The sequence below is a fragment of the Neisseria sp. P0021.S005 genome, from assembly GCF_051956955.1.
Genome location: NZ_JBQCWY010001000.1, coordinates 1 through 433 on the forward strand (window position 1 = coordinate 1; position 433 = coordinate 433).

At 42.0% G+C, this 433-nt stretch carries 1 pseudogene; it reads right to left on the minus strand.

Going from position 1 to position 433, the window contains the following annotated elements:
• Positions 1–50: 50 nt before the first annotated feature.
• Positions 51–433, minus strand: a pseudogene (locus tag ACTHUE_RS20580) (TonB-dependent receptor); the annotation flags it as partial.

The following is a 433-nucleotide window of genomic DNA, read 5'->3' on the forward strand; positions in this document are numbered from 1 at the left end:
CGGTAAACCACTACGACAGAAGGAAAATCATGTCGTAGTGGCGAAACACATTAGAATTTATAAGTGCCACGGGCGAAGTAGGTACGACCAGTTGGATCGCTGAAGCGAGGGTCATAACCATACTGGAAGTTAGTGACTGTATTGGAAACCGTTGGATCTTCATCAAACAGGTTTTTGATACCAAGTGTTAAATCTAGGTTTTTAAAACCTTTGTAAGTCCCAGCAACGTTATAAACGGTATAGTCACTTACACGAGGATTCTTATAGCCATCGGCTAGATTGTCAGAGTTTTGATCTTTGTACCCACTTGTGAATTGTTGCTGGAAGTTCAGAGACCAATTTTCGTAGTACCAATTTAGGTTTGCAACATGCTTCCAGCGAATCGTTGGCCCACCATTACTGATCGTGCTATTATCTTTATACGCCCCTAGGT